Below are 20,591 nucleotides of genomic sequence, written 5' to 3' on the forward strand. Positions count from 1 at the left end.
CGACGGCCCCGGGGTCGGGAGCCGGCCGCGAGCGCGGCCGGCGGCCGGATCAGCGGCTGTCGCTGCCGGAGGACTGCGCCGCGGCGCGGCCGGCCTCCAGCCGGGCCACGGGGATCCGGAACGGCGAGCAGGAGACGTAGTCCAGGCCCACCTCGTGGAAGAAGTGCACCGACTCCGGGTCACCGCCGTGCTCGCCGCAGACACCGAGCTTCAGGTCCGGCCGGGTCGCCCGACCGGCCGCCGCCGCGCTGCGCACCAGCGAGCCCACACCGTCCTTGTCGATCGTCTCGAACGGGCTGACGCCGAAGATGCCCTTCTCCAGGTACGCCGTGAAGAAGCTGGCCTCCACGTCGTCCCGGCTGAAGCCCCACACCGTCTGGGTCAGGTCGTTGGTGCCGAACGAGAAGAACTCGGCGGCCTCCGCGATCTGAGCGGCGGTCAGCGCGGCCCGCGGCAGCTCGATCATCGTGCCGAGCGCCAGCTTCAGCTCCACGCCCGTCCTCGCCTCGACCTCCGCGATGACCTCCTCGGCCTCCTCGCGGACGATCTCCAGCTCCTGGACGGTGCCGACCAGCGGGATCATGATCTCGGCACGCGGGTCGCCCTTGGCGTTCCTCCGCTCCGCCGCGGCCTCCGCGATGGCCCGCACCTGCATGGTGAACAGCCCCGGGATGACCAGACCGAGACGCACGCCGCGCAGGCCCAGCATCGGGTTCTGCTCGTGCAGACGGTGCACCGCCTGCAGCAGACGCAGATCGTTCTCGTTGGCGTCCTTGCGGGCCTCCGCCAGCGCCACCCGCACCGACAGCTCGGTGATGTCCGGCAGGAACTCGTGCAGCGGCGGGTCCAGCAGGCGCACCGTCACCGGCAGCCCGTCCATCGCCTCGAACAGCTCGACGAAGTCCTTCTTCTGCAGCGGCAGCAGCGCCTTCAGCGCGGCCTCGCGCTCGTCGTCGGTGTCCGCGAGGATCAGCTTCTCGACCATCTCGCGGCGCTCACCGAGGAACATGTGCTCGGTGCGGCACAGCCCGATGCCCTGGGCCCCGAAACGGCGCGCCCGCAGCGCGTCCTCGGCGTTGTCGGCGTTGGCGCGCACGCGCAGCCGCCGTACCCGGTCCGCGTAGGCCATGATCCGGTGCACGGCCTGGACCAGCTCGTCGGCGTCGTCGGCGCCCGCGTGCATCCGGCCCTCGAAGTACTCCACCACCGGCGAGGGCACGACCGGAACCTCACCGAGGTACACCTTGCCGGTGGAGCCGTCGATGGAGACGACGTCGCCCTCCTCCACGACGGTGCCGTTCACCGTCATCCGGCGGCGCTTGGTGTCGACCTCCAGCTCCTCCGCACCGCAGACACAGGTCTTGCCCATGCCGCGGGCGACGACGGCCGCGTGGGACGTCTTGCCGCCGCGGGAGGTCAGGATGCCCTCGGCCGCGATCATGCCGTCGAGGTCGTCCGGGTTGGTCTCCCGGCGGATCAGGATGACCTTCTCACCGGAACGGGACCACTTGACCGCCGTGTACGAGTCGAAGACCGCCTTGCCGACCGCCGCGCCCGGGGAGGCGGCGATGCCCCGGCCGAGCTTCTCCACCCGGGCGGCCTCGTCGAAGCGCGGGAACATCAGCTGCGCCAGCTGGGCGCCCGTGACGCGCTGGAGCGCCTCGGCCTCGTCGATGAGCCCCTGGTCCACGAGCTGGGTGGCGATCCGGAAGGCGGCACCCGCGGTGCGCTTGCCGACGCGCGTCTGCAGCATCCACAGCCGGCCGCGCTCGATGGTGAACTCGATGTCGCACAGGTCCTTGTAGTGCGTCTCGAGCGTCTCCATGATCTGCATCAGCTGGTCGTACGACTTCTTGTCGATCGACTCCAGATCCGCGAGCGGCACGGTGTTGCGGATACCCGCGACGACGTCCTCGCCCTGCGCGTTCTGCAGGTAGTCGCCGTACACGCCCTGGTGGCCGGAGGCGGGGTCGCGGGTGAAGGCGACACCGGTGCCGGAGTCCGGGCCGAGGTTGCCGAAGACCATGGAGCAGACGTTGACCGCGGTGCCGAGGTCGCCGGGGATGCGCTCCTGGCGGCGGTAGAGCTTCGCCCGGTCGCCGTTCCAGGAGTCGAAGACCGCCTTGATGGCCAGGTCCATCTGCTCGCGCGGGTCCTGCGGGAAGTCGCGCCCGGTCCCGGACTTGACGATCTTCTTGAACTGCTTGACCAGCTTCTTCAGGTCGGAGGCGTCGAGGTCGGTGTCCACCGTGACCTTCTTGGCCGCCTTGGCCTCGTCCAGGGCCTCCTCGAACAGCTCGCCGTCGACGCCGAGGACCGTCTTGCCGAACATCTGGATGAGGCGGCGGTACGAGTCCCACGCGAAGCGCTCGTCGCCGGCCTGCTTGGCCAGTCCCTCGACGGACTTGTCGGAGAGCCCGATGTTGAGGACGGTGTCCATCATGCCCGGCATCGAGAACTTGGCGCCGGAGCGTACGGAGACCAGCAGCGGGTCGTCGGTCTGGCCGAGCTTCTTGCCCATGCGCTGCTCCAGCGCGTCGAGGTGCGCACTCACCTCGTCACGCAGTGCCGCGGGCTCCTCGCCACTGTCGAGGTAGACCTTGCACGCCTCGGTGGTGATGGTGAAGCCCGGGGGGACGGGCAGACCGAGGTTGGTCATCTCGGCGAGGTTCGCGCCCTTGCCACCGAGGAGGTCCTTGAGGTCCTTGTTGCCCTCGGTGAAGTCGTAGACGAACTTCTGATCTTTGTTTTCCGACACGGGTCTCGACTCCTCGAGGACTCGGTGGCTGCCCTGACGGCGAGGAACATACCCAGATCGAAGGCGCCTGGGTACGTCCACTTGTCCGTCATTCGGCCGTAACCACCCGTCCGCCAGCAGATCGCAGGTTACCGATGCGTAAAGCCGAAGCCCCTCGCATCTTCATCCCTCGAAGAGCGCTTGACCGAAAGCGGGAAATTGCCGCTCACATGAGCGCCCTTCCAGGCATCTGAGTTCAATTATTGAACACAGAAAGGGTGGCACTGAGTGCCACCCTTTCTGAAGTCACAACCACCCCGAGAGTGCTCATCTGAGCGCAACCCTTATCAGGGGTGGCGAGAATCACGCCGCCGACGACGACCGGATCCCACCATCCGGACCCGGTCGCACCCGGATCCGGACCGGCCGCTTCCCCGCTCGCCGCCCGGTCAGCCCCCGGACGTGTCCAGCTCCGCATCCTCGCCCACACCTGCACAGTCGTACGGGTCCTTCAGCCAGCCGTCCGGCAGCACGACCCGGTTGTTCCCCGACGTACGCCCCCGGGGACCGTCCGCGCCCGACGGCCACGGCTGGTCCAGCTCCAGCATGCTCAGCTGAGCGCGCAACTCCTCCAGCGACGACGTCACCGCCAACCGCTTGCGCATCTCCGAACCGACCGCGAACCCCTTCAGGTACCACGCCACGTGCTTACGGAAGTCGATCACGCCACGGGACTCGTCCCCGATCCACTCCCCCAGCAGCCGCGCATGGCGCACCATCACGTCCGCCACCTCACGCAGCGACGGCCGCGCATACGCACCCGACCCCTCGAAGGCACGCACCAGGTCCCCGAACAGCCACGGCCGGCCCAGACAGCCGCGCCCCACGACCACACCGTCGCAGCCCGTCTCCCGCATCATCCGCAGCGCGTCGTCCGCCGACCAGATGTCACCGTTCCCGAGCACCGGGATCTCCGGCACATGCTCCTTCAGCCGCGCGATCGCGTCCCAGTCCGCCGTACCGCCGTAGTGCTGGGCCGCCGTACGCCCGTGCAGCGCGATAGCCGTCACACCCTCGTCGACCGCGATCCGCCCCGCGTCCAGATACGTGATGTGGTCGTCGTCGATGCCCTTGCGCATCTTCATCGTCACCGGCAGGGCACCGGCGTTGCCGACCGCCTCGGCCAGGATCGCCCGCAGCAGATTCCGCTTGTACGGCAGCGCCGAGCCACCCCCCTTGCGGGTCACCTTAGGCACCGGGCAGCCGAAGTTCAGATCGATGTGATCGGCCAGGTCCTCGTCCACGATCATGCGGACCGCCTTTCCGACCGTGACCGGATCCACCCCGTACAGCTGGATCGAGCGCGGCGTCTCCGACGCGTCGAAGTGGATGAGCTGCATCGTCTTCTCATTGCGCTCGACCAGCGCACGCGTCGTGATCATCTCGCTGACGAACAACCCCTTGCCCCCGCTGAACCCCCGACACAGGGTGCGGAACGGCGCGTTCGTGATGCCGGCCATGGGCGCGAGCACCACCGGGGGCTGCACGGCATGCGGGCCGATGGACAGCGTCGAGGGCTGGGCGAGCGTCGTCATTGCACCATTGTCGCGCACTCCCGGATTCATTAGTTAGACGTACTATGTACGCATGTCCGCGTCCGACACCGACGCACCTCCGACCCGGCCGAGCCAACGCCGACGGCTCCTCGTCCTGGCCATCTGCTGCATGAGCCTGCTGATCGTCAGCCTCGACACCACCGTCCTCAACGTGGCCCTCCCCTCCCTGCGCACGGAGTTCCACGCCGGCGTCGCCGGAATGCAGTGGACCATCGACGCCTACACCCTCGTCCTCGCCTCCCTGCTCATCCTCGCCGGATCCACCGCCGACCGGATCGGCCGCCGCAAGGTCTTCACGACCGGACTCGTCCTCTTCACCCTCGGCTCCGTCCTCTGCTCCCTCGCCCCCAACCTCGAATCGCTCGTCGCCTTCCGCATGATCCAGGCCGTCGGCGGCTCCATGCTCAACCCCGTCGCGATGTCGATCATCACCAACACCTTCACCGACCCCCGCGAACGCGCCCGCGCCATCGGCGCCTGGGGCGCCGTCGTCGGCATATCCATGGCCGCCGGACCCCTCGTCGGCGGACTCCTCGTCGAAACCGTCGGCTGGCGCTCCATCTTCTGGATCAACGTCCCCGTCGGCCTCACCGCCCTCCTCCTCACCCGGCGCTACGTCCCCGAGTCACGCGCCCCCAAGCCCCGACGCGCCGACCCCGTCGGCCAACTCCTCGTCATCACCCTCCTCGGCTCCCTCACCTACGCCATCATCGAAGCGCCCACCGAGGGCCCCGGCACCGTCCTGCCCTTCGCCGCCCTCGCCGCAGCCGCCCTCACCGCACTCATCGCCTACGAACCCCGCCGCCACGAACCCCTCATCGACCTGCGCTTCTTCCGCTCCGCCCCCTTCAGCGGCGCCACCGTCATCGCCATCAGCGCCTTCGCCGCACTCAGCGGCTTCCTCTTCCTCAACACCCTCTACCTGCAGGACGTCCGCGGCCTCACCGCCCTCCAGGCCGGCATCCACATGCTCCCCATGGCCGCCCTCACCTTCCTCTGCTCCCCGCTCTCCGGCCGCCTCGTCGCCGGGCGCGGACCACGGCTGCCCCTCGTCGTCGCCGGCACCTCCATGGCCACCTGCGGGCTCCTCTTCGCCGCCTTCGAAGCCGAGACGTCCACCCCCCTGCTCTTCACCGGATACGTCCTCTTCGGCCTCGGCTTCGGCTTCGTCAACGCACCCATCACCAACACCGCCGTCTCCGGCATGCCCCGCTCCCAGGCCGGTGTCGCCGCCGCCGTCGCCTCCACCAGCCGCCAGACCGGCGCCACCCTCGGTGTCGCCGTCATCGGCTCCGTGCTCGCGGCGGGCACCGGCGCCGCCGGGCACGTCACCGGCTTCGTCGAGGCCGGCCGCCCGGCCTGGTGGATCATCACGGGCTGCGGGCTGTCCGTCCTCGCCGTCGGCCTCACCACCAGCGGCCGCTGGGCCCGCGAAACCGCCCGCCGCACGGCGCAGCGCCTCGAATCGGCGAACGCCCGCCCCACCGCCGACAGCAGGACCTGAGCCACGGCCCCGCCCGCCGCCCCACGCGCCGATCCGCCCCCTCGGGGTTCGGCTGCGCGCTCGGCACCGCCACGTTCGAGGTACCCGCCGACGTCACGGACGGCTGACCTCAGGCGTCGTCACACGTACGGGCCCGCGCGCCCTCCCGGGTCCTCGACCTCGACGCGGCCCGCTGGGGATGGCGGCGGACGTACTCCGCCTCCAGGGCGGACATCCGGGAAGTGTGCGTCCGCAGAGCGTCGTCGGAGCCGTACAGCAGGGTCTCGTGGCGGGTGCGATGGATGGCCTCCAGCTCCTTGAGCAGCTGCATGTCCTCCAGACGCTCCGGCGGCACTCCGCGGTCCTGCTCGGCCATGACACACACCTCCGGTAGGTACACCCCTTCCCATCATGGCCCCGGATCGGACGACCGCATCCGAAGTCGAAGGGCCCGGATCACCAAGGGGTGATCCGGGCCCTTCGACGTGAGATGGCGTCAGCTCTGCGTACCGCTCGCATCCTGGGACGCCTCGCCGTGCGCTTCCTCGGCGCCCTGAGTGCGCTCACGCATCCTGCGCAGGAGCTCCTGCTTCTGGTCGGCGGCCGTTCGGCGGTCTGCCTGGCTCGCCGGACCGTTGCCCTGCTGGTCGGCGCGGGACAGCTTTCTGCGCTGCCCGCCCACGCCGAGGAGGTTGTTACGACCCTTGGCCACGGGGTTCTCCCATCGTGGTGAGAAGTGATCCGGATGTCAGCTGGTGGGGGCGGGACGTGGCCGCCGCACTCTCACTCGTAGATCTGGAAGAAGGAGGACATGCGGGCGACGGTACCGGTCGGGGGCTGGGCGGACACCCGATTTTCCGGCCCTGATCATGCGCGTCCTCATCTCGACCATCGATGACGACTGACAAATATTGAAATCTGTCAGTCGTCATGCCATAGTTGTCAGCGTCATTCCCCCTCCCCCTCTCGCCCGAGGAGCCTCGTTCATGACCTCCCCCAGCTCCCCCACCCCCGCATCCCGCCGCCCCCTCCCCACCCGCCCCCTCGGCGCCACCGGCCCCCGCGTCTCCGCGATCGGGCTGGGCGCCATGGGCATGTCGGCGCTCTACGGCGATGCCGACCGCCGGGAGTCGATCGCGACCATCCACGCGGCTCTCGACGCCGGCGTCACGCTGATCGACACCGGCGACTTCTACGGCATGGGCCACAACGAGATGCTGATCGGCGAGGCACTGCGTGCCGCGCCGACGGCGGACCGTGAGAAGGCGCTGATCAGCGTGAAGTTCGGGGCGCTGCGCGACCCGGACGGAGGGTGGTCCGGCTACGACGGCCGCCCGGCGGCGGTGAAGAACTTCGCGGCGTACTCGCTCCAGCGGCTGGGCACCGACCACATCGACGTCTACCGGATCGCCCGCGTCGACCCGGATGTGCCGGTGGAGGAGACGGTCGGCGCGATCGCGGAGCTCGTCGAGGCGGGCCATGTCCGGCACATCGGCCTGTCCGAGGTCGGTGCCGACACGCTGCGCCGCGCGGCTTCGGTCGCCCCGATCACCGATCTGCAGATCGAGTACTCGCTGATCTCCCGGGGGATCGAGGACGCGATCCTGCCCACGGCGCGGGAGCTGGGCATCGGCGTCACGGCCTACGGTGTGCTGTCCCGCGGGCTGATCTCCGGGCACTTCAGCGGTGACCGGAAGCTGGCGGCCAATGACTTCCGGGGCATGAGCCCGCGCTTCCAGGGCGACAACCTGCGGCACAACCTGGGCCTCGTCGAGCAGTTGCGCGAGATCGGTGAGCAGAAGGGCGTCTCGGTCGCCCAGCTGGCGATCGCCTGGGTGCTGTCGCGCGGCGAGGACGTCGTTCCGCTGGTGGGTGCCCGGCGCAGGGACCGGCTGGCCGAGGCGCTGGGGGCCCTGGACGTGACGTTCGACGGGGACGAGCTCGCGGCGATCGAGCGGGCCGTTCCGCGGGGCGCCGCGGCGGGTGAGCGTTACCCGGCGGCGCAGATGGCGCATCTCGACAGCGAGCACTGACGTGTCGCGGCGAGTGGCCGGAGCCGGGGGCGGCGGGGTGCGGCCGGCGGGGTTCCCGTCGGCCGCACCCGGCCGTCCTGGTCGTGTCGGTGGGGAAGGGTAACGTCGGTGCCATGTCCACCACGGAGACCCTGACCGCCGACCGCATCCTCGAGGCGACCGAGGAGGTGCTGCGGCGTTTCGGCCCGTCCAAGGCGACGGTCGTCGATGTGGCGCGCGCGCTCGGGGTGAGTCACGGCAGTGTGTACCGACATTTCCGTACGAAGGCGGCGCTGCGTGAGGCCGTGACGGCTCGCTGGCTGGGCCGTACCGAGGAGTTGCTGTCGGAGATCACGGAGGGGCCCGCGGGTTCGGCGGAGGAGAAGCTGCGGTCGTGGTTGTCGCGGCTGTTCGAGGCGAAGCGTCACAAGGCGGGTGACGATCCTGAGCTGTTCGCCACGTATGCGGTGCTGATCACGGAGGCCAGTGATGTGGTGGACGAGCATCTGGTGGTGCTGGTCAGTCAGGTGACGCGGATCGTCGAAGAGGGTGTGGGGGCCGGGGAGTTCGTGGCTGCGGACCCGGTGTCGGTGGCGCAGGCGGTGTTCGACGCGACGGCGCGTTTCCACGATCCGGTGTTTGCTCCGGAGTGGCGGAGGCCGTCGATCGACGACGAGTTCCGTGCGGTGTGCGAGTTGTTGCTGCGTGGTCTGCGGTCGTGATGGTTCCGTCCGGGCCGGGCTGAGGGGTGGCGTCCCGGGCGGGGTGTCAGTCGTTCCGGGTGCGGTTGCCGGGGTCGACGGTGGCCTGGTGGGCGTCGGTGAGGTGTTCCTCCGCCTTGAGCCAGGGCAGGAACTGGGCGGCTTTGCGCCAGCCGCAGGTATCGCAGGTGAGTGCCTTCTGCACGCCTGCTTTCCGTATGCGGACGGTGTGTTCGCGTCCGTGCTGGTCCCATCTGCTGACCTTGCTGCTGGTGATGGACGGCATGGTGTGCCTCCTCTGCCGGCGGTCGACGAGTGGGCCCAGTGTGCATGAAGGCCCCCGGTTCCGTACCCGGAACCGGGGGCCTTCATGGCGTCGTGCCGGTGAGCGTCAGCAGCCGAGGAGGCGGGTGGCGAGGTAGCCCTGGATCTGGTCCAGGGAGACGCGCTCCTGCTTCATGGTGTCGCGTTCGCGGACGGTGACCGCGTTGTCGTCGAGGGTGTCGAAGTCGACGGTGACGCAGTACGGGGTGCCGATCTCGTCCTGGCGGCGGTAGCGGCGGCCGATGGCGCCGGCGTCGTCGAACTCGATGTTCCAGTTCTGCCGGAGGTCGGCGGCGAGGCCCTTGGCCTTCGGGGAGAGCTGGGGGTTGCGGGACAGCGGCAGGACCGCGGCCTTCACCGGGGCGAGGCGGTGGTCGAGGCGCAGGACGGTGCGCTTCTCCATGACGCCCTTGGCGTTGGGGGCTTCGTCCTCGTTGTAGCCGTCGAGGAGGAAGGCGAGCATGGTGCGGCCGACGCCGGCGGCGGGTTCGATGACGTAGGGGGTCCAGCGCTCGCCGGCTTCCTGGTCGAAGTACGACAGGTCGGTGCCGGAGGCCTTGGAGTGGGCGCCGAGGTCGTAGTCGGTGCGGTTGGCGACGCCTTCGAGCTCGCCCCATTCGCTGCCGCCGAACTGGAAGCGGTACTCGATGTCGGCGGTGCGCTTGGAGTAGTGGGAGAGCTTCTCCTTGGGGTGCTCGTACCAGCGCATGTTCTCCTCACGGAGACCCAGGCCGGTGTACCAGTTCCAGCGCTGCTCCATCCAGTACTCGTGCCACTTCTCGTCCTCGCCGGGCTTGACGAAGAACTCCATCTCCATCTGCTCGAACTCGCGGGTGCGGAAGATGAAGTTGCCGGGGGTGATCTCGTTGCGGAAGGACTTGCCGACCTGGGCGATGCCGAAGGGCGGCTTCTTGCGCGAGGTCTGCTGGACCTGGGCGAAGTTGGTGAAGATGCCCTGGGCGGTCTCGGGGCGCAGGTAGGCGATGGAGCCGGAGTCCTGGGTGGGGCCGAGGTGGGTGGCGAGGAGGCCGGAGAACTGCTTGGGCTCGGTGAACTGGCCCTTGGTGCCGCAGTGGGGGCAGTTGATGTCGGCCAGGCCGTTGGCGGGGGCGTGGCCGTGCTTCTCCTCGTAGGCCTCTTCGAGGTGGTCGGCGCGGTAGCGCTTGTGGCAGGAGGTGCACTCGGTGAGCGGGTCGGTGAAGGTGGCGACGTGGCCGGAGGCCTCCCAGACCTCGGTCGCCAGGATCACCGACGAGTCGATTCCGACGACGTCCTCGCGCGAGGTGACCATGTAGCGCCACCACTGGCGCTTGATGTTCTCCTTGAGCTCGGTACCCAGCGGCCCGTAGTCCCAGGCGGCGCGCTGGCCACCGTAGATCTCGCTGCTGGGGTAGACGAACCCACGGCGCTTGCTCAGGTTGACGATCGTGTCGATCTTGTCGGCGGCCACGGTGCTCTCTTCATTACGACGACGAAGTGCGAATGCTTCAGATTACCGGCGCTCGTACCCCCTGTATCAAATCGGTTCGCCTCCTCGTTCGCGGAAGTGGAGGCGTGGGGGGACGTGCCATCGGATGCGGTCGTGGATGCCGTCGCCGGACCTGTACCAGTCCGGGTGATAGGTGATGCACGCTCCGTTCTCTCCGTAGAGGGTTGCTGTGCCTGTTTCGTCGGTGGAGAGGCCGGCGACGCCGTACCAGGGGATGGTGACGGCCCCGTCGGGCCACCACTGGGTGATGCCTTCGTCGCCGATGTAGAGGCGGGTGCGCCGCGACAGGGGGCTGCGGAGTCGGGGCCGGTATTCGTCGGCTGTGGTGAGGGTTCCGGCGGGGAGTGGGGGGAGGGGGGTGAGGGGGGTGTCGGGGGTGGGGGCGGTGTGGCGGGGCATGCCGAGCAGGGCGGTGCGGGGGTAGTCGGCGAGGGTGGCGCGGACGGTGTCGGGGGTGAGGGCGTGGAGGAATGCCCGCAGGGAGGGGAGGTCGAGGTGGTCGTGTCCGGCGGTGTGGTCGTCGGCGGTGAAGTCGACGAGGGCGCGGGTGCAGGCGGGGTTGTCGAGGTCTTCGAGGCCGGTGGTGCGGTAGGTGTCGATCTCCTGGGGGGTGGGGCCGTGCTGGGCGAGGGTGCGCAGGGTGGTGTCGAGGGTGGTGGCGGCTGCGGCGGCGCCGTGTTCGTCGGTGGTGGCGGTGATGAGGGCGAGGGTGCGGCCGTCTCCGGTGAGGTCGGCTCGGAGGTCGAGGTCGCCGAGGCTGCCGTCGCCGGTGTGTTGTTCGCGTGCGATGCGGTCGAGGGCGATGGTGAGGGCGGGGCGGTGGTGTGTGGTGGGCATGACGAAGGAGAGGGAGAGGGTGTGGCCGGCCTCGTGGCCGTGTTCGTACCAGTGGCCGCCGACGTGGGGGGTGGGCCGCTGGGGCGGGCGGGTGTGGCGCGGGCCGTCGGGGAGGGGGAGGTGGAGGCCGGGCGGTGGGGGGCCGGTGAGGGAGAGGGCGGCGTTGCCGCGGACGAAGTGGCGGGTGGCCCAGGTGCGGATGTCGTCGGGGGTGTGCTGGGCGAGGTGGGGTCGGTCGAAGGCTGTTCTGCCGTAGCCGCGGTAGCCGTGGCGGATGTGGTGGTGTTCGGCGGCGGGGTCGGGGGCGGCGCAGTCGAGGGTGGCTTGGAGGCGGCGGGTGACGCGGGGCAGGGCGTCGGCGGGCGGGGCGGCGAGGGTGCGGCACACGCGGGTGAGGAGTGCGGCGACGCGGTCGGGTTCGCCTTCGGCCCAGAAGGCGGTGTCGGTGAGTTCGACGGCGGAGCCCCAGTGGACGCGTGGTGCGGTGTCGGGCGAGGTGAGGGCGTCGGCGACGAGGCTGTGGACGAGTTCGGTGAGGCCGCGTTGCGGGAGGGTCTCGTCGGCGGTGCCGATGTGGAAGGTGATGCGGCCGGCGAAGGGTTTCGGTCCTTCGGCCCAGAAGGCGGCTATGCCGTCGATCTCGGTGCGCTGCATGGCGGCACTGTACGGGGGGTGATCGTGGGTCGCGGTGGGTCGCGGCGGTGGGGCGGGCGGGCATAAGCGGAGGGCCTGCGTTGTTGGTGGGCCGTCGGGTGATCGGAAGCGATGATTCAATTGACAATCGTTTCCATCTTTGTTGAAAATGAGTGTCATGAACGTACGACGCCTCATATCGACCACCGCTGTCGCGGGAGCGACCGCGCTGGGCCTTGTCAGCCTCTCGGCCTGCTCGGGCACGTCCGCGGCCGGCGGTGACAAGGGCGGCGGCAAGCTGGACGTGGTGGCGTCGTTCTACCCGATGCAGTATCTGGCCGAGCAGATCGGCGGTGACCGTGTCGAGGTCACGACGCTGACGAAGCCGGGCGTGGAGCCGCATGACCTGGAGCTGAAGCCCAGGCAGGCGTCCGAGCTCCGCGGGGCCGACTACATCCTGTACCTCAAGGGCGTCCAGCCCGCCGTGGACGAGGCGATCGCGCAGTCCGGTGTCGAGCACACCGTCGACGCCGGGACCCTCACCACGATGGAGAGCCACGGCACCGACGTCGGGCACGACCACGGCCACGAGGGTGAGGAGCACGAGGGCGGCCACGAGGGCGGGGAGCACGGCGCCGAGGGCGGTGCCGATCCGCACGTCTGGCTGGACCCGGTGAAGTACGCCGAGGTCGCGAAGGGTGTCGGGGACTCGCTGGCGAAGGCCGACCCGGCCCATGCCGCGGACTACCGGAAGAACACCGAGACGCTGGTCGGCAAGCTGAAGTCGCTGGACGCGCGGTTCGCCGCCGGGCTGAAGAACGGCACCACCAAGACCTTCATCACCACCCACTCCGCCTTCGGCTACCTCGCCGAGCGCTACGGCCTGGACCAGCACGGCATCGCGGGGATCGACCCGGAGTCGGAGCCGAGTCCGGCCCGGATCAAGGAGCTCCAGGCGGTGGCGAAGCAGGAGAAGGTGTCCACGGTCTTCTTCGAGACGCTGGCCAGTGACCGTACGGCGAGGACGCTCGCGAAGGACACGGGGCTGCGGACGGACGTGCTGGACCCGCTGGAGGGCATCACGGAGCGGTCCAGGGGTGACGACTACCTGTCGGTGATGGAGTCGAACCTCGCCGCGCTGCAGAAGGCGCTCGGCGCGAAGTGACAGACGTTTCAGCAGCCGTTTCGGCAGGAGCAGCATCGGAGGCGAACCTCATGGAGCCCGTCGCAGAGCCCGTCATATCCCTCCGCGGGGCCCGGGCCACGTTGGGCTCCCGGCCCGTGCTGCGTGGTGTCGACCTCACCGTGGGGCGCGGTGAGGTCGTCGCGCTGCTCGGGGCGAACGGCTCGGGGAAGTCGACGGCCGTGCGGTCGGTGATCGGCCAGGTGCCGCTCACGGGCGGTTCGGTGTCCTTGTTCGGTACGGAGCTGCGCCGTTTCCGTGCGTGGTCGCGGGTGGGTTATGTGCCGCAGCGCACGACCGCGACGAGCGGGGTGCCGGCGACGGTCCGCGAGGTGGTGGCGTCGGGGCGGCTGTCGCGTACGCGGCTGGGGTGGCCGTCGCGGGGCGACCGTGCGGCGGTGCGGCGGGCGATCGAGCTGGTCGGGCTCGCCGACCGGTCGAGGGATTCGGTGAGCGCGCTGTCGGGCGGGCAGCATCAGCGGGTGCTGATCGCCCGTGCGCTGGCGGCCGAGCCCGAACTGCTCATCATGGACGAGCCGATGGCGGGTGTGGACCTCGCCAGTCAGGAGATCCTCGCCGGGACGCTGCGGGAGCAGGTGGCGGCGGGGACGACGGTGCTGCTGGTGCTCCATGAGCTGGGCCCGCTGGAGCCGTTGATCGACCGCGCGGTGGTGCTGCGGGACGGCTGCGTCGTCCATGACGGGCCGCCTCCGCGTGCCGTGGGCCAGCATGCGCTGCCCGGCCATGACCATGTACATCCGCATGCGGCCGACGAGCCGCTCCGCACGGGACTGCTGAGCTGATCATGGAATTCCTCCAGGACCCCTTCATGCAGCGGGCGCTGCTGGCCGCCGTGCTGGTGGGCGTGACGGCACCTGCCGTGGGCATCCATCTGGTGCAGCGCCGGCAGGCGCTGATGGGCGACGGCATCGGCCATGTGGCGTTGACCGGTGTCGGTCTCGGCTTCCTGCTCTCCACGAATCCGGTGTGGATGGCGACGCTGGTCGCGGTGGTCGGGTCGGTGGCGATGGAGCTGATCCGGGCCTACGGGCGGACCCGTGGTGACATCGCGCTGGCGATGCTGTTCTACGGCGGTATGGCGGGCGGGGTGATGCTGATGAACCTCAGCGGCACCGGGTCGAACGCCAACCTCACGTCGTACCTGTTCGGTTCGCTGTCCACCGTGTCGGACGAGGACGTCGTCGCGATCTGTCTGCTGGCGGGCTTCGTGCTGCTGGTGACGGTGGGGCTGCGGCGTCAGCTGTTCGCGATCAGCCAGGACGAGGAGTTCGCCCGGGTCACGGGTCTGCCGGTGCGGGCCCTGAACCTGCTGGTGGCGGTGACGGCCGCGGTGACGGTGACGGTCGCGATGCGGGTCGTCGGGCTGCTGCTGGTGAGCGCGCTGATGGTGGTGCCGGTGGCGGCGGCGCAGCAGGTCACGCGCTCGTTCGCGGTGACGTTCGTGGTGGCGGTGGCGATCGGGGTGGCGGTGACGCTGGCCGGTACGGTCACCACGTACTACCAGGACGTGCCGCCGGGCGCGACGATCGTGCTGCTGGCGATCGCGGTGTTCGTGCTGTTCACAGCGCTGGCGACGCCGTTGGCGCGGCGGCGGTCGAGGGCGGTCGAGGCGGCGGCCGGGGCCGCGGGGACGGAGTGCGACGTGGACGTTCCGGCGACCCGCCGTCCGGCGGGTGACGCCGCGGTCTGACCGGCGCTCGTGGCGGGCCTGGCAGAATGGGCCGTCGAGGAGCGGCGGAACGTAAGGAGGCACCTGTGGCGACGGCTGGACCCCCCGTGCGCGGCCGGTCGACCCGTCAGCGGGCCGCGGTCGCGGCGGCGCTGGACGAGGTGGACGAGTTCCGCAGTGCGCAGGAGCTGCACGACATGCTCAAGCACCGCGGCGATTCGGTCGGCCTGACGACGGTCTACCGGACGCTGCAGTCGCTCGCCGATGCCGGCGAGGTCGATGTGCTGCGCACGAGTGACGGTGAGTCGGTGTACCGGCGTTGTGCGTCGGGTGAGCACCACCACCATCTGGTGTGCCGGGTGTGCGGCAAGGCGGTCGAGGTCGAGGGACCCGCGGTGGAGCAGTGGGCGGAGACGATCGCGGCGCAGCACGGCTATGTGAACGTGGCGCACACGGTGGAGATCTTCGGTACGTGCGCGGAGTGCGCGAAGAAGTGACCCCGTGACCCCGTGACCAAGGGGTTGTGTCGGGGTGTGAGGGGCCCGCACCGGTTGCTGCCGGTGCGGGCCCTTTCGTCGTGGGGTGCCGTCGGGTGCGGGCCCGGGCCGGCTACGCCTTGTCGAGTTCCTTCTCGATCCTGGCGAGTTCCTCGTTCGGGACGGCTCCGCCGAAGCGGCGGTCGCGCTGGGCGTACTCCAGGCAGGCGCGCCACAGGTCGCGGCGGTCGAAGTCGGGCCAGAGCACGTCCTGGAAGACCATTTCGGCGTAACTGCTCTGCCAGATGAGGTAGTTGGAGGTGCGCTGCTCGCCGCTGGGGCGGAGGAAGAGGTCGACGTCCGGCATGTCCGGGTAGTAGAGGTACTTCTGGAACGTCTTCTCGTTGACCTTGGAGGGGTCGAGCCGGCCGGCGGCGACGTCCTCGGCGATCTTCTTCGCGGCGTCGGCGATCTCGGCGCGCCCGCCGTAGTTGACGCAGAAGTACAGCGTCATGGCGTCGTTGGTCTTGGTCTGTTCCTGGGCGACCTGGAGTTCCTGGACGACGGACTTCCACATCTTGGGCATGCGGCCGACCCAGCGGATGCGGATGCCGAGTTCGTCCATCTCGTCGCGGCGGCGGCGGATCACGTCGCGGTTGAAGTTCATCAGGAAGCGCACCTCCTCCGGGGAGCGCTTCCAGTTCTCGGTGGAGAAGGCGTAGAGGGACAGGTTCTTGACGCCCATCTCCAGGCAGCCCTTGAGCACGTCGAGGACGACGCCCTCGCCGACCTTGTGGCCCTCGGTGCGCGGCAGTCCGCGTTCCTTGGCCCAGCGCCCGTTTCCGTCCATGACGACGGCGACGTGGTTCGGCACGAGTTCGCCGGGGATCCTCGGCGGTCGCGCTCCGGACGGGTGCGGCTCGGGGACCTTGTACTCGCGGCGGGAACGTCCCAGGATTCCGCGTCGTGCCATGGGGGTCACACTCACTTCTTCTCGACGTGCTTCTCTACGTACCGCAGCGAGCGCAGGCCTCGCTCCAGGTGCCAGTGCAGGTAGGCGGACACCAGTCCGCTGCCCTCCCTGACGTGGCGTTCCTCGCACGCCTCCGCCGTGTCCCAGTCTCCGGTCAGCAGCGCGCTGAGCAGGCCGATCGCCTCAGCAGAGGGTACGACGCTGCCGGGGACCCGGCAGTCGGCGCATATGATCCCGCCGGCGGCGGCGGAGAAGAACCGGTTGGGCCCTGGCATGCCGCATCTCGCGCAGTCGGAGAACGACGGTGCGTAGCCGTTGACGGCGAGGGAGCGGAGCAGGAACGCGTCGAGGACGAGGTGCGGGGGGTGCTCGCCGCGGGAGAGGGCGCGGAGCCCGCCGACCAGCAGCAGGTACTGCTGGACGGACGGCTCGCCCTCGTGGTCGGTGAACCGTTCCGCGGTCTCCAGCATGGCGGTGCCGGAGGTGTAGCGGGCGTAGTCGGTGACGATGCCGCTGCCGTACGGGGCGATCGTCTCGCTCTGGGTGAACAGCGGCAGGCCGCGGCCGACGAGGTCGCTGCCGCGGGCGAAGAACTGCACGTCGACGTGTGAGAAGGGTTCGAGGCGGGCGCCGAACTTCGATTTGGTGCGGCGCACTCCGCGGGCGACGGCCCGGACCCGTCCGTGGCCGCGGGTGAGGATCGTGATGATGCGGTCCGCTTCGCCCAGCTTCTGGGTGCGCAGCACGATGCCGTCGTCGCGGAACAGGGTCATGGGGTCATTCTCTCGCACCGGCTCCGGGGGCGGCCGGGTGGCACCGGGGCGGGTCGGGTGGGGTCCGTCTCACACGTCGGCCTGGCGGAGTTCCTCGAGGAGTTCGTTCTGTCCGACGAGGAGTTCGGTGAGGATGCGGCGGGCGGCGCGCAGCAGTTCCGCGACGTCGCCGCCGGCGAGGGCGTAGCTGACGGTGGAGCCGTCGCGTATCGAGACGACGATTCCGGACCGGCGCAGGACCGCCAGCTGCTGGGAGAGGTTGGAGGGTTCGATCTCGATCGCCGTGAGCAGGTCGCGCACCGGCACCGGACCGTTCTGCAGGAGCTCCAGCACCCGGATGCGGACGGGGTGCCCGAGCATGCGGAAGAACTCCGCCTTGGCCTGGTACAGCGGTACCTGCATGTGATCGCTCCCGGTGACTCGACGATTACGGATCGATCCTCCCGTCTCCGGGTGCCCCCCTCCCAGAGGGTTGATCCCATCGGGATCTGGCGAATTGAAGAAATTTTCAACTCGTGGGCAGCCGGAGACGAGGGACCGTCACGGCGCTACAGCTCGAGGTCCGCCTCGATGCGCTTCAGCTGGTGGCGGGCCATGGCCAGGTTGGCGTTGGCCTTGTCGAGGACGAGGTAGAGGAAGAGGCCGTTGCCACCGCGGCCCTTGAGGAGCCGGATGAGGTGGTACTGGGTGCCGAGGGTGATCAGGATGTCGTCGATGTCGTCGGTGAGTCCGAGGTGTTCCATCGTGCGGGTCTTGGCGCGGATCACGTCCGTGTTGCCGGCCGCCGCAACCGCCAGGTCGAGGTCCTTGCCGCCGCCCAGGGTGCCCAGAGCCATCCCGCTGGTGTAGTCCACGAGGGCCACCCCCAGCGCCCCCTCGATCGACGTCATGGACTCTTTCAGGGAGGTCTCCACATTGGCCATCGCTGCGCTCACTCCTCATCAGTGCGTGCTGTCGGATGCCGGGTCCGCGCGGACGGGGCCGCCGCGGCCGACATGTGACGAGGAGGCTACCCACGGTGAAGGTCTCGTGGAGGAGTAACGGCGGAATATGCCAACAGCAGTCCGGAAACGAACCGTTGCCCCTGGGATGCTCGCGCCGCCGGTGGGGGCTTTCCCGGGGCCCGCGAGGGCTACGGCACCTCGCCGCGGCTGCGGGCGTTCGCGTAGGCGGTCGCCGCGCTGAGGCGTTCCGCGGCGGTGGCGGGGCGCAGTTCCGCGACGCCGCAGTCCCATTCGCGTCCGCCGCCGACCGGCCCGAGGCGGACGCACGTCTCCGTGAGGGCGAGCACCCGTCCGACGCGGCCGGTGCCCGTGTCGACGACGTACGCCCCCAGGGGCGGCGGGGCCGTCACCGGCCCGTCCCCTCCGCCGGCAGGGCCGCGGTCATCCGTCGCACGGTCTCGACGCTGCAGCGGCCCAGTTCGACGAGGACCCCGTGCTCGTCCTCCGCGTACGACAGGGGGTCGATGCCCAGGGACGGCAGCGTCACTCCGGCGCGGGCGAGCGCGCCGCGCAGTTCCGCGATCGCCGCTTCGGCGTCGCCGAGACGGTCCATTTCTGTCACGGTTGTCCTCTCCTCGTGCATCCCGATGCCTTTCCTCTTTCCCCTCTCGAGTGTGAGGACACGGACGGGGAATCGGCAGACAAACGCGCGCCGCAACTGGGCGTAAGTACAGAGGAGTTAATTCATGGTCCATACAGGTACGGGGTGACGGGCCGGAGCGCGGCAGGACGTGGCGGTTCTCCGGTCCGGAATCGAGTGGAGAATCGCGGGGAGAGGACGCGTGGCGGGGCCGGGGCGTGGTGAAAGCGGGCGCCCGACATTCGCGGCGGGCGTCGGGCGCCGCGCCATTCGAACAGGCTATTCGGAAGCCCTCGGAGAATGTCGCGGGGCGGGTGCGGCGGTGCCTCATGAACGGCCGGTTCTCGGGGGCGGGTGCGGCGGGGCGGGGCCGATGCGCGGACCACCCTGGACGCCATGTCCACGGGACCTGCCCGACGCCGGGGTGCCCCGGGCGGTCGGGTCCGGGCCCGGCGGTCAGGTCTCGGGCCGGGCGGCCCGGGACCGTGCGTCCGGTGCGGTCAGGCCGCGAGGGTGCCCTTGCCGCTCGCGAGCGGCCATTCGCGGTGGAGGCTGCCCAGCGGGATCCGGTGCTGGAGGATCGGTGTACCGAAGATCGCCAGCTGGAGCTGGAGGTTCCCGCTGAGGTCGAAGCCGCCGTGGACGGCCCAGGTGCCGGTGACCGACGCGGTGCCGTCCGTGGCGGCGTCGGCGCGCGCCTGGGCCTCGGCGCGCAGGTAGGGGGCGAAGTCGGCGGTGAGGCCGACCATGCCGTACAGGCCGACGGAAGCCTCGGCGCCGAGGGTGGCCCTGGCCTGGCCCGCGGCGGTGACGGTGGTGCGGACCGGGGTGCTCTTGACGTCGGAGGTGCTCACCGGTGTCCAGCCGTCCCCGGGGGCGTAGGCGCCGCCGACGCGGAAGTCGCCGCGTACGTCCTGCTGGACGTCGAGGGTGATGCGGCCGTCGGCCTCGACCTGGAGGTAGCAGGTGAGGTCGAGGTTGACGACGACGGGGACGGGGCCGACCTGGATCACCGGGTCGGCGTGGAGCTTGGCGAACGGGATGCGCTGGGTGGCCTTCGCGGAGGCGCGGCCCTTGAGGGCCCACTGGGCGGTCCAGTCGCCGGTCATGCCGAGGAACGCGGAGCCGGGTGCGGGGCGGCCGGCCTGTCCGTTGGCGCTGCCGTCGTAGGAGAACTCGACCTGGGGGGCGAGCTGGACGAAGCCGGAGAGGGAGGCGGCGGCGGAGACGGGGGCGTCGTCCGCGGTGGCCACGGCGGCGCCGACGTCGAGGCGGAGGCTGCCGAGGGGCAGTTTGCTGCCGTTGGGGCCGAAGGTGGCGCCTCCGGTGCGGGCCCAGGAGACCTTGACGCCCTTGACGAGGGGCTCGACGTCGACGGTGGACGGGTCGACGGGGACCTGTCCGTCGGCCTTGTCGTCGGCGAGGAGGGTGCTGAGGGTGGTGGGTGCGGTGCGGACCTCGGTGCCCCGGCCGGTGGTGCCGAGCACCTCGGTGACCTCGGCGAGGAGGCCGTCGGGGGCGCCGGGGGCGGGGGCGCTGGCGATGACGTCGCCGGTCTTGACGGGGGCGGCCGCGGTCGGGGCCGAGGTGGGTCCGGCGGTCGGGCTGCCGGAGCCGGGCGGGTTCGGGTCGCGGGGCGGGGTGGCTATGACGGCGCGTCGGGTGCGCTTGTCGTAGGCGGCGACCTTGAGCGCGCTCTCGGCCGCGCGGGTGGTGCCCTCGGTGGTGCGGCGGGCGACGGCGGTCGGGGTGGCTTCGCCGCGGGGGGCGGCTTCGACGTCGAGCTGCTCGGTTCCGTCACCCGCCGCGGCGGTCGCGGCGGGGGTGGGCCCGGCCTGGGGCCGGTCGGAGCTGTCGGGGCCGGCCGAGCATCCGCTCGCGGCGAGCGCGAGGGCGGTCAGGGCGGGGACCAGGATTCTCCTGGTGGCATGGCGCACGGGGGTGTCCTCCGGCGGTGGAACGGTGAGGGGGGTGGGTGCCGCCACCCGCACTTACCGGCGAGTAACAGCGGGGGAATCATGGCATGCGCACCCCCCGCTCTCACAATCCCGATGCATCCAACACCCGTGCCCCGCAAGGT

The 20,591-nt window shown here is 70.3% G+C and carries 21 protein-coding genes; 7 read left to right on the top strand and 14 right to left on the bottom strand.

Annotated elements, in window-relative coordinates; translation table 11 throughout:
• Positions 1-49 precede the first annotated feature (49 nt).
• The gene (gene ppdK / locus QRN89_RS11170; RefSeq protein ID WP_290349204.1) at positions 50-2,758 is read right to left on the bottom strand and encodes a pyruvate, phosphate dikinase; all 2,709 of its coding nucleotides are present in this window, start codon (positions 2,756-2,758) and stop codon (positions 50-52) included.
• A 428-nt stretch (positions 2,759-3,186) separates the two neighbouring features.
• Complete coding sequence (gene dusB, locus QRN89_RS11175) at positions 3,187-4,332, bottom strand: tRNA dihydrouridine synthase DusB (protein ID WP_290349205.1); 1,146 nt, start codon at positions 4,330-4,332, stop codon at positions 3,187-3,189.
• A gap of 52 nt (positions 4,333-4,384) precedes the next feature.
• On the opposite strand from dusB, the gene QRN89_RS11180 reads away from it, so the two are divergent.
• Positions 4,385-5,857: an MFS transporter gene (locus QRN89_RS11180; protein ID WP_290349206.1), complete on the top strand. Its 1,473-nt coding sequence runs from the start codon at positions 4,385-4,387 to the stop codon at positions 5,855-5,857.
• Positions 5,858-5,966: 109 nt separating this feature from the next.
• Here the strand turns inward: QRN89_RS11180 and QRN89_RS11185 are convergent, their stop codons facing one another.
• Both QRN89_RS11185 and QRN89_RS11190 read right to left on the bottom strand, forming a co-directional pair.
• Positions 5,967-6,212 (bottom strand): DUF6158 family protein, encoded by a 246-nt coding sequence (locus QRN89_RS11185; protein ID WP_290349207.1) that lies wholly within the window; start codon positions 6,210-6,212, stop codon positions 5,967-5,969.
• Between the two features lie 120 nt (positions 6,213-6,332).
• Entirely contained in the window at positions 6,333-6,548 is a 216-nt protein-coding gene (locus QRN89_RS11190; RefSeq protein ID WP_290349208.1) for a DUF6243 family protein, read from the bottom strand.
• 274 nt (positions 6,549-6,822) lie between these two features.
• Here QRN89_RS11190 and QRN89_RS11195 point away from each other — a divergent pair, with 274 nt between their 5' ends.
• Positions 6,823-7,869, top strand: coding sequence for an aldo/keto reductase (locus QRN89_RS11195; RefSeq protein WP_290349209.1), 1,047 nt, complete (start codon positions 6,823-6,825; stop codon positions 7,867-7,869).
• A gap of 113 nt (positions 7,870-7,982) precedes the next feature.
• Positions 7,983-8,570 (top strand): TetR/AcrR family transcriptional regulator, encoded by a 588-nt coding sequence (locus QRN89_RS11200; protein WP_290349210.1) that lies wholly within the window; start codon positions 7,983-7,985, stop codon positions 8,568-8,570.
• 46 nt (positions 8,571-8,616) lie between these two features.
• Here the strand turns inward: QRN89_RS11200 and QRN89_RS11205 are convergent, their stop codons facing one another.
• The 3 genes from QRN89_RS11205 to QRN89_RS11215 form a co-directional block, all read right to left on the bottom strand.
• Positions 8,617-8,835, bottom strand: a complete 219-nt coding sequence (locus tag QRN89_RS11205; RefSeq protein WP_290349211.1) for a hypothetical protein — start codon at positions 8,833-8,835, stop codon at positions 8,617-8,619.
• 105 nt (positions 8,836-8,940) lie between these two features.
• The gene (locus QRN89_RS11210) at positions 8,941-10,323 is read right to left on the bottom strand and encodes a glycine--tRNA ligase (RefSeq protein WP_290349212.1); all 1,383 of its coding nucleotides are present in this window, start codon (positions 10,321-10,323) and stop codon (positions 8,941-8,943) included.
• A 66-nt stretch (positions 10,324-10,389) separates the two neighbouring features.
• Positions 10,390-11,853: a hypothetical protein gene (locus QRN89_RS11215; protein WP_290349213.1), complete on the bottom strand. Its 1,464-nt coding sequence runs from the start codon at positions 11,851-11,853 to the stop codon at positions 10,390-10,392.
• Positions 11,854-12,010: 157 nt separating this feature from the next.
• On the opposite strand from QRN89_RS11215, the gene QRN89_RS11220 reads away from it, so the two are divergent.
• From QRN89_RS11220 to QRN89_RS11235, 4 genes are all read left to right on the top strand, one after another.
• A complete protein-coding gene (locus QRN89_RS11220) occupies positions 12,011-12,997 on the top strand; it encodes a metal ABC transporter substrate-binding protein (protein WP_290349214.1) in 987 nt (328 codons plus the stop codon).
• Positions 12,998-13,047: 50 nt separating this feature from the next.
• Positions 13,048-13,818 (top strand): metal ABC transporter ATP-binding protein, encoded by a 771-nt coding sequence (locus QRN89_RS11225; protein WP_290349215.1) that lies wholly within the window; start codon positions 13,048-13,050, stop codon positions 13,816-13,818.
• Positions 13,815-14,726 (top strand): metal ABC transporter permease, encoded by a 912-nt coding sequence (locus QRN89_RS11230; protein WP_208867994.1) that lies wholly within the window; start codon positions 13,815-13,817, stop codon positions 14,724-14,726. Before QRN89_RS11225 ends, QRN89_RS11230 begins: the two co-directional genes overlap by 4 nt.
• A gap of 65 nt (positions 14,727-14,791) precedes the next feature.
• Entirely contained in the window at positions 14,792-15,202 is a 411-nt protein-coding gene (locus tag QRN89_RS11235; protein WP_093656853.1) for a Fur family transcriptional regulator, read from the top strand.
• A 112-nt stretch (positions 15,203-15,314) separates the two neighbouring features.
• Here the strand turns inward: QRN89_RS11235 and QRN89_RS11240 are convergent, their stop codons facing one another.
• The 7 genes from QRN89_RS11240 to QRN89_RS11270 all read right to left on the bottom strand — a co-directional run bounded on the left by QRN89_RS11240 (position 15,315) and on the right by QRN89_RS11270 (position 20,448).
• On the bottom strand, positions 15,315-16,154 hold the full coding sequence (locus QRN89_RS11240) for an isoprenyl transferase (RefSeq protein WP_093656855.1): 840 nt from the start codon (positions 16,152-16,154) through the stop codon (positions 15,315-15,317).
• Positions 16,155-16,165: 11 nt separating this feature from the next.
• On the bottom strand, positions 16,166-16,927 hold the full coding sequence (gene recO / locus QRN89_RS11245) for a DNA repair protein RecO (protein WP_290349216.1): 762 nt from the start codon (positions 16,925-16,927) through the stop codon (positions 16,166-16,168).
• A 69-nt stretch (positions 16,928-16,996) separates the two neighbouring features.
• The gene (locus tag QRN89_RS11250) at positions 16,997-17,329 is read right to left on the bottom strand and encodes an ArsR/SmtB family transcription factor (protein ID WP_093656858.1); all 333 of its coding nucleotides are present in this window, start codon (positions 17,327-17,329) and stop codon (positions 16,997-16,999) included.
• Positions 17,330-17,475: 146 nt separating this feature from the next.
• Positions 17,476-17,850: a hypothetical protein gene (locus tag QRN89_RS11255; RefSeq protein ID WP_290349217.1), complete on the bottom strand. Its 375-nt coding sequence runs from the start codon at positions 17,848-17,850 to the stop codon at positions 17,476-17,478.
• 209 nt (positions 17,851-18,059) lie between these two features.
• The gene (locus QRN89_RS11260) at positions 18,060-18,281 is read right to left on the bottom strand and encodes a hypothetical protein (RefSeq protein ID WP_290349218.1); all 222 of its coding nucleotides are present in this window, start codon (positions 18,279-18,281) and stop codon (positions 18,060-18,062) included.
• Positions 18,278-18,484: a hypothetical protein gene (locus QRN89_RS11265; protein ID WP_290353657.1), complete on the bottom strand. Its 207-nt coding sequence runs from the start codon at positions 18,482-18,484 to the stop codon at positions 18,278-18,280. The genes QRN89_RS11260 and QRN89_RS11265 overlap by 4 nt, the downstream gene beginning before the upstream one ends.
• A 527-nt stretch (positions 18,485-19,011) precedes the next feature.
• Positions 19,012-20,448: a hypothetical protein gene (locus tag QRN89_RS11270; RefSeq protein ID WP_290349219.1), complete on the bottom strand. Its 1,437-nt coding sequence runs from the start codon at positions 20,446-20,448 to the stop codon at positions 19,012-19,014.
• Positions 20,449-20,591 lie beyond the last annotated feature (143 nt).

It is taken from the genome of Streptomyces sp. HUAS CB01 (assembly GCF_030406905.1).
Taxonomy (GTDB): domain Bacteria; phylum Actinomycetota; class Actinomycetes; order Streptomycetales; family Streptomycetaceae; genus Streptomyces; species Streptomyces chengbuensis.